The organism is Cognatishimia sp. (assembly GCF_964229375.1).
Taxonomy (GTDB): domain Bacteria; phylum Pseudomonadota; class Alphaproteobacteria; order Rhodobacterales; family Rhodobacteraceae; genus Cognatishimia.
In genome coordinates this window covers 1-7,625 of record NZ_CAXREH010000044.1, presented here as the reverse complement: position 1 = coordinate 7,625, position 7,625 = coordinate 1, and the positions used below count along the sequence as shown (strand labels likewise).

Here is a 7,625-nt window from a genome sequence, read left to right as displayed (position 1 = left end):
GGAAATTCTGGCCGCCTACGGCACCCAGATCCGCCTGAATGCCGACATCAATATCGATCAAAACGCTCTGAACTCTGTTCACAGCCATCTGCAATAAAGTTAGGGCCACACTTTGGCACTCATCACCACTTTCGACGATTTCGCAAAAGGGTACGACGCAGGCGAAAATCAGGTCGTCTATGCGCGGCTTGCGGCTGATCTGGATACGCCTGTTTCACTAATGCTGAAACTGACAGGCGCGCAGAAAGACGCCTTTATGCTTGAATCTGTGACCGGCGGCGAAGTCCGTGGGCGCTATTCAATCATTGGCATGAAGCCTGATTTGCTCTGGCAGTGTCACGGTACCACAAGCCGCCTTAACCGTGAGGCGCGGTTTGATGCGGATGCGTTTCAGGACCAAGACGGCGACCCCCTCGCGAATTTTCGGGCGCTGATTGCCGAAAGCAAAATTGATCTGCCCGACGATCTGCCTCAGGCGTCGGCCGGGCTGTTTGGCTATCTTGGCTATGACATGATCCGTCTGGTCGAACATCTTCCCAACATCAATCCAGACCCACTGGGTCTGCCTGACGCCTGCATGATGCGCCCCTCTGTTGTGGCTGTTCTGGATGGCGTGAAAGGCGAGGTTACCGTGGTCTCGCCCGCATGGGTCAGCGACGGGCAGTCGTCAAAAGCGGCCTATGCCCAAGCCGCAGAACGCGTAATGGACGCGGTGCGCGACCTGGAACGCGCGATGCCTCAGGTGCGCCGCGATCTGGGTGCTGAGGCGGTCGTAGGAGAGCCTGTCAGCAATTTCACCAAGGACGGCTATATGGCCGCGGTGGACAAGGCCAAAGACTATATCAAAGCCGGCGACATCTTTCAGGTCGTGCCAGCGCAACGCTGGACCCATGACTTTCCGCAGGCCCCATTTTCGCTCTATCGCAGCCTGCGCCGGACCAATCCGTCGCCCTTCATGTTCTATTTCAACTTCGGCCCCTATCAGGTGGTCGGCGCCAGCCCGGAAATCCTTGTCAGAGTGTTTGGCAACGAAGTGACCATTCGCCCGATTGCTGGCACCCGCCCGCGCGGCGCAACGCCCGAGGAAGACCGCGCAAACGAAGCGGATCTGCTGGCGGACAAGAAAGAGCTGGCCGAGCACCTGATGCTCTTGGATCTGGGGCGCAATGACGTGGGACGTGTCGCCAAGATTGGCACTGTGAAGCCGACCGAAGAATTCATCATCGAACGCTATAGCCACGTGATGCATATCGTGTCCAACGTCGTGGGCGAGCTGCACGAAGACCAAGACGCCCTTAGTGCGTTTTTTGCAGGCATGCCTGCGGGCACCGTATCTGGGGCTCCGAAAGTGCGCGCGATGGAAATCATCGACGAGCTGGAACCCGAAAAACGCGGGATCTATGGTGGCGGTGTCGGCTATTTTAGCGCGGGCGGCGATATGGACATGTGTATCGCGCTGCGTACAGCCATCGTGAAAGATCAGAAGCTCTATATTCAGGCGGGCGGTGGCGTTGTCTATGACAGCGATCCCGAAGCCGAATATATGGAAACTGTCCATAAATCCAACGCCATACGGCGCGCCGCCGCAGACGCCGGACGGTTTGAGGACGGTGGCAACCACTAGAGCGACAACGCCGCCAGGCCGGCGGCGTTTGCCTTTTACCGTAGTCCTACTGGGGCCGAATGCGCAGCACCAGAACCTCGTCGGGCGACTGCTGCATCAACGCATCATCGGCGGCAGACCACGGTCGCAAATACAACCTGCGCCCCAGATAGGTTTTGGAAACAGTTTCAGGCACCATTTGCAGCGCAAAGATCGGGGCCTCGACAGCCGCCGCTGACAAGATCACTGCGTAATCCTGATCGCTGTTTAGCGTGATCACCTCGTCCATCGTCTCAAACAGATGCCCGTCTGAAAACACATCCATCGCGGCGTCGCGCTTTGGGATCATTGGCACAAATCGCGGGTCTTTGTGCAGGTCGGCGCGATGGTTGGCGGACCGCCAGCCCGTCCAGGCCCCTGTATCCGGTGTGACCCCATCAAAATTCGTGCCCAAGACGGCAAATCCACCCAGCCGCACCATGTCATAGTCGGCAAAAATCGGGGCCGCGGCGGGAAAGTACTCGCCAAACATCCACGCTTCTTGTCCGGCGGTCACTTTGCCGAAGGCAAACTCTAGAATGTGGTCAGCCTTGAGGTTCAATTGAACTGTCATAGGTTCCTCCTGTTTCGAACTGAACGCAGGCTACGTGGTCGCAAATTGCATTGAAATTCCGAAATTTCGGGGTGTATGGTCCAAAAATGGACCGCTTGAATTGGAACGATGTGAATGTCTTTCTCGCGCTGTATCGCGGACGCTCGGTGCGGGCGGCAGCGACAGAGCTGGGGATGAGCCATTCGACTGTGTCGCGTCATCTGACAGAGCTTGAGACCTGTTTGAACGCGGTTCTTTTCACCCGCTCACGTGAGGGTCTGCTGGCTACGAAAATGGCCCAGCAGGTCTTTGAACAAGCCGAAAAGGTCGAATCCGAAGTTCTTGGATTTCAACGTGTTGCAGCAAATCTGGATACGGTGCTGTCCGGTGAAGTGCGCATCACCGCCCCACCGCTTCTGTCGCATGTCATGCTGGTGCCCATCATCGCCGCGTTCACGCGCCGGTATCCGGGGATCGAAATCGTGCTGAAGTCGACCTATGCCTTTGAGGATCTGATGAAAGGCGAAGCAGATGTCGCCTTTCGGGCGCAATATAACCCCAACGACTCACTGGTGGGCCGCAGACTGCCTGATTTCGGGGAGCGCGCCTATGCCTCGCAGGACTATCTGAACGACCACTGGTTTGAGGGCGATCAGACCAACGCAACATGGATCGGGCGCGGCACATCAGACAGCGCGATGGCGTGGTTTAAGAACAGCCCCTTTCCAAACGCCACCGTGCGCCACCAAATGACCGACCTGCAAGATCAGGCACAGGCGGCGCTGTCGGGCCTCGGCATGGCCAGCCTGCCCTGCTTTTTTGGCGATCAGATCAACGGTCTGGTGCGGGTGCCAAACACCAAACCTCTGGCCAGCCGCCCGGTCTGGGTTTTGACGCACCCCGATCTGCGCACATCAGAACGGGTGCGCACGTTCATCCGTTTTCTGGTGGCAGAGCTGAACAAGCAGAAACAACTGATCACAGGCGTACAGGACAAGGCCTGAGCGCTTACCCCTCGGTCTGCGCGCGCAACAGCACGGATGCAGGCGCAAGCGCAACGGTCGACGCGCGATCTGCCAGTGTCCAGACCGCCAAAGCCGCCAGTGTGTCCTGACGCAGACGCCCCAACATCAGAACGCCATCCTGCTGACGCGCCTTAAAAGCGGCTTGGTCCAGAAAACGACGCATCACGACTTCGGTTTGCCCATTGCTGTCGATGTCGCGGAACACGGTCACCGAGGGCACACCGTCTCGAGCCGCCATTTTCTGCGCGGTGTTCAAGCCCTTTGGCAACATCACCAGACCGTGGCCCGAGGCCTTAACAAAGGAAATGACCTGATCCGAGACTTCGCGGCTTTCCTGAAGCCCGATCGAGCCGCCTTCCAGAATGGCGACGCTTTCCGGTAATCCGGTCAGGCCTGTTGCCAAGTTAACCTCTACGTCTTCGGGTTTCGCGCCTTCGGGCAGTTCCAGAACGGCCAGAACCTCCATCCCCAGGGACCGGAACTGCCGCGCCCGCTCGACCGCGTTTGAGTTCGCGGGATTAACCGCAATGCTCAACGGGAACGGAAAATCGCGCAGGATGGTCAGGTCCAGATCGCTTTTGCCTTCGTCAATCAGAACGACAGACAGGATCGGACGCGTGTTCACACGTTCATATTTTGCCGCGAATTGCACCAGAGGAGAGCTGTCGCCGACACCAGAGGCATCTGCGGCCACTTGCGACGAACCGACGGTCGGCAATCGCGTTGACGTCAGCTGAGGAAAGGCTTCGTCAAGTTCTGTGGCCGGCTGCAAGAGCGAGGTCTGAACGCCATTTTCTTCCTCGATCACCGCAGGCGGGGTGACACCAAGGTCATCGGGTGCAACATCAGCGCGGGTGGTTTCAATCGGCACGTTGATTGTCGTCGGCGCACTTGGGGACGCGGACACGCTGGGGGCCGAAAGAGTCGCCGTTTCTGTCGCAACCACCTGTGGTCTTTGAACAGGGCGCAGCGAAATTTCAACGTCGTCCAGCTCGTCAGACGGGGTGGCGATCGCGTCAGCTTGCGGAACAGGCAATACAGGCTCAAGCGCGCTTACGCTCACGTCCGCGGCCTCTTCGACCAATGGCGCACCTTCGACTTCGGCCACATCAGCAGGCGTTGGTCGCGGCGCAGAGGCGCGATCAGCCAAAGGCGTGCCCTCGCCTTCGGACTGCGCGGGCGCAACAGCAATAGTTTCGGCCTCTAGAGGTGCGTCGGCTTCAGACGGCGTTGCAAGCCCAGGCTGGGTGCTTGCGCGCGGCTCTGACACCTGCGCGGCAGCCTGACTGTCTAGTTCAATACGCGCAGGCAATGGCGACACCAAGGACACCACGGCTGCAAAGACAAGACCAATAGCCCCGCCGCCCAGAAATCCAATCAAAATCCCGCGTATCATTCGCCCAAGTCCTTCGTGCCTTGTTTTTTGGCCTTTTGGCCTTTTTTTGGATGCGCAACTGCCCCCGCCCCCTTGACCCTACGGGCCAAGCCAGACCATGTATACAGCGACCGGGCGGGTTCTTCCTACCCTGTTCTTAAGAAACTTTGTAAGCGGGCCACATCATGCTGCTTTTGATCGATAACTATGACAGTTTTACCTACAACCTAGTGCATTATTTGGGCGAACTTGGTGCCGATGTGCAGGTTTGGCGAAACGATGCGATCAACACGCAAGAGGCGATGGCGATGAAACCCGCAGGGATTCTCTTGTCACCGGGCCCTTGCACACCCAACGAGGCCGGCATTTGCCTGTCACTGGTTGAGGCGGCGGCCGAGACGAAAACACCGCTGATGGGCGTCTGTCTGGGCCACCAGTCGATTGGCCAGGCTTTCGGTGGCAACGTCGTGCGCTGCCATGACATTGTGCACGGCAAGATGGGCAAGATGCACCATGCAGGCAAAGGTGTCTTTGCAGGTCTGCCAACCCCGTTTGACGCGACCCGCTATCATTCATTGGTGGTCGAGCGTGAAACCCTGCCCGAGAGCCTAGAGATCACGGCAGAGCTTGAGGACGGCACGATCATGGGCCTGCGGCACAAAGAGCTGCCCATCGAGGGCGTCCAGTTCCACCCGGAGTCTATCGCCAGCGAGCATGGCCATGCCTTGCTGCAGAACTTCCTTGATATGATGAAGGTGCCAGCATGAGCGACGCTCTCAAACCGCTGATCAATGCGGCCGCCAACGGCCCGCTCACGCGCGATCAGGCCGAGGCCGCTTTCGAGGTGCTGTTTAACGGCGAAGCAACCCCCAGTCAGATCGGCGGGTTGTTGATGGCGCTGCGCACGCGCGGGGAAACCGTGGATGAATACGCAGCTGCAGCCGCCGTCATGCGCGCAAAGTGCAAACCGGTCAAAGCGCCTGCGGGTGCCATGGACATCGTCGGCACAGGGGGTGACGGCAAACACACGCTGAACATCTCGACCGCGACGGCCTTTGTGGTTGCAGGCGCCGGGGTGCCTGTTGCCAAACATGGCAACCGCAATTTGACATCAAAATCAGGGACTTCGGACCTGCAAAGTCAGATGGGCATCAACGTCATGGTTGGCCCGTCCGTTGTGGAACGCGCGCTGAATGAGGCGGGGATCGGGTTCATGATGGCCCCGATGCACCATCCGGCAATTGCACATGTCATGCCGACCCGCACAGAATTGGGCACGCGCACGATTTTCAACATTCTCGGCCCGCTGACCAACCCAGCCGGTGCGAAACGCCAACTGACCGGCGCGTTCACAAAAGATCTGATCCGCCCCATGGCAGAGACCCTCGGACGGCTGGGCAGCGAGAAAGCTTGGCTGGTGCACGGATCTGATGGCACGGACGAGCTGACCATCACTGGCGTCAGCTGGGTCTCGGCATTAGAGGCCGACGGCTCTGTGCGCGATTTCGAGCTGCATCCCGAAGAGGCAGGCCTGCCCGTGCATCCGTTTGAGGCGATTGTCGGCGGCACGCCCGAGGACAACGCGGACGCCTTTCGTGCGCTTTTGGCAGGGCAACAGAGCGCCTATCGCGACGCGGTTTTGCTGAACGCGGCTTCTGCCCTTTTGGTGGCGGATGCGGTCGACACCCTGAAGGACGGCGTCGCCAAGGCGCAAGACAGCATCGACAGCGGCGCAGCGAAATCCAAAGTCGAGGCGCTGGCACGGATTACGTCCGAGGCTGCATAATGACCAAAAGCTCCGCGCCCTCTGGTCGCTCCGAAGCACCTCGGGCGTGGCGCCATCTGGCTTTCTTCACAACCCACTACCCGCAGATCACCGCGCAATTGGCGGACGATCCGCGCCGGATTCTCCCACCCGATCATCAGCGTTTCGCGGCCCTGTCTGCCTGTGCTCCGTCTGAGGTGCGCGTGGTGTTTTTGGGCCAAGATCCCTATCCAACCCCGGGCCACGCGCACGGGCTGGCCTTTTCAGTCGACCCCGACGTGCGCCCCCTGCCCCGAAGTCTGACCAATATCTTCAAGGAAATGGAAGACGATCTGGGCAGCCATCCGAAAACTGGCGATCTGCGCGCATGGGCAGCGCAAGGCGTATTGCTGCTGAACACAGTCTTGAGCGTTCCTGCAGGCGAGGCAAACGGCCACAAAGATCTTGGCTGGCAACAGCTTGCCCATGAAGTTCTAGCCGAGGTCTCGTGCAGGCCGACGGCCTTTGTCCTTTGGGGCAAACAGGCGCAAAATCTTAGGAAACATATTCACCCCGGCCCTCACTTGATGATAGAAACCGCACACCCTTCGCCTTTGTCGGCGCGCCGTGGGTTCTTTGGGTCAAAGCCCTTTTCACGGATCAACGACTGGCTTAGGGAACGAGGTGAGCAACCGATCAATTGGACGCAAGAATGACCGAAACTGTTCTGGACAAAATCAAGGCCTATAAACTTGAGGAAGTCGCCGCCGACAAAAAGGCGAAATCTCTTAAAGACGTCGAAGACGCAGCCCGTGCCGCAAGCCCGGTGCGCGGATTTGAACGCGCGCTCTTCAAGGCCTCGCGTCAGGGCTATGGTCTGATTGCCGAAGTCAAAAAAGCCAGCCCATCCAAAGGGTTGATCCGGCCGGACTTTGATCCCGAAGACATCGCCGAAGCCTATGAAGACGGCGGCGCCACATGTTTGTCGGTGCTGACAGACACCCCGTCCTTTCAGGGCGCAAAAGAGTTTTTGACGATGGCACGCGACGCCACCGGCCTGCCCGCGCTGCGCAAGGACTTCATGTATGACACCTATCAGGTGGCCGAAGCGCGCGCTCTGGGGGCCGACTGTATCCTGATCATTATGGCTTCGGTCAGCGACACACAGGCCGCCGAGCTTGAGGCTGCCGCGTTTGAGTGGAACATGGATGTTCTGATCGAAGTGCATGATGGTGTAGAGCTGGACCGCGCGATGGACTTGAAATCTCCGCTGTTGGGCATCAACA

The 7,625-nt window shown here is 58.9% G+C and carries 8 protein-coding genes; 6 read left to right on the top strand and 2 right to left on the bottom strand.

Features of this window, described 5'->3' with window-relative positions:
- Nucleotides 1-112: 112 nt before the first annotated feature.
- Complete coding sequence (gene trpE / locus ACEQWH_RS03380) at nt 113-1,624, top strand: anthranilate synthase component I (RefSeq protein ID WP_370228305.1); 1,512 nt, start codon at nt 113-115, stop codon at nt 1,622-1,624.
- 46 nt (nt 1,625-1,670) lie between these two features.
- Here trpE and ACEQWH_RS03375 read toward each other — a convergent pair whose 3' ends face one another.
- A complete protein-coding gene (locus tag ACEQWH_RS03375; protein ID WP_370228304.1) occupies nt 1,671-2,216 on the bottom strand; it encodes a hypothetical protein in 546 nt (181 codons plus the stop codon).
- A gap of 86 nt (nt 2,217-2,302) precedes the next feature.
- Here ACEQWH_RS03375 and ACEQWH_RS03370 point away from each other — a divergent pair, with 86 nt between their 5' ends.
- Nucleotides 2,303-3,199 carry a LysR family transcriptional regulator gene (locus tag ACEQWH_RS03370; protein WP_370228303.1) on the top strand — a complete coding sequence of 299 codons (897 nt, stop codon included), beginning with the start codon at nt 2,303-2,305 and terminating at the stop codon, nt 3,197-3,199.
- Between the two features lie 4 nt (nt 3,200-3,203).
- Here ACEQWH_RS03370 and ACEQWH_RS03365 read toward each other — a convergent pair whose 3' ends face one another.
- Nucleotides 3,204-4,616 carry a divergent polysaccharide deacetylase family protein gene (locus ACEQWH_RS03365; RefSeq protein ID WP_370228302.1) on the bottom strand — a complete coding sequence of 471 codons (1,413 nt, stop codon included), beginning with the start codon at nt 4,614-4,616 and terminating at the stop codon, nt 3,204-3,206.
- A gap of 164 nt (nt 4,617-4,780) precedes the next feature.
- On the opposite strand from ACEQWH_RS03365, the gene ACEQWH_RS03360 reads away from it, so the two are divergent.
- The 4 genes from ACEQWH_RS03360 to ACEQWH_RS03345 all read left to right on the top strand — a co-directional run.
- Nucleotides 4,781-5,362 (top strand): aminodeoxychorismate/anthranilate synthase component II, encoded by a 582-nt coding sequence (locus ACEQWH_RS03360; RefSeq protein WP_370228301.1) that lies wholly within the window; start codon nt 4,781-4,783, stop codon nt 5,360-5,362.
- Nucleotides 5,359-6,381: an anthranilate phosphoribosyltransferase gene (gene trpD / locus ACEQWH_RS03355; protein ID WP_370228300.1), complete on the top strand. Its 1,023-nt coding sequence runs from the start codon at nt 5,359-5,361 to the stop codon at nt 6,379-6,381. Before ACEQWH_RS03360 ends, trpD begins: the two co-directional genes overlap by 4 nt.
- A complete protein-coding gene (locus tag ACEQWH_RS03350; RefSeq protein ID WP_370228299.1) occupies nt 6,381-7,055 on the top strand; it encodes a uracil-DNA glycosylase in 675 nt (224 codons plus the stop codon). The genes trpD and ACEQWH_RS03350 overlap by 1 nt, the downstream gene beginning before the upstream one ends.
- Nucleotides 7,052-7,625 (top strand): indole-3-glycerol-phosphate synthase (locus tag ACEQWH_RS03345; protein WP_370228298.1); only part of this gene is annotated, 574 nt, incomplete at its 3' end. The genes ACEQWH_RS03350 and ACEQWH_RS03345, both read left to right, overlap by 4 nt.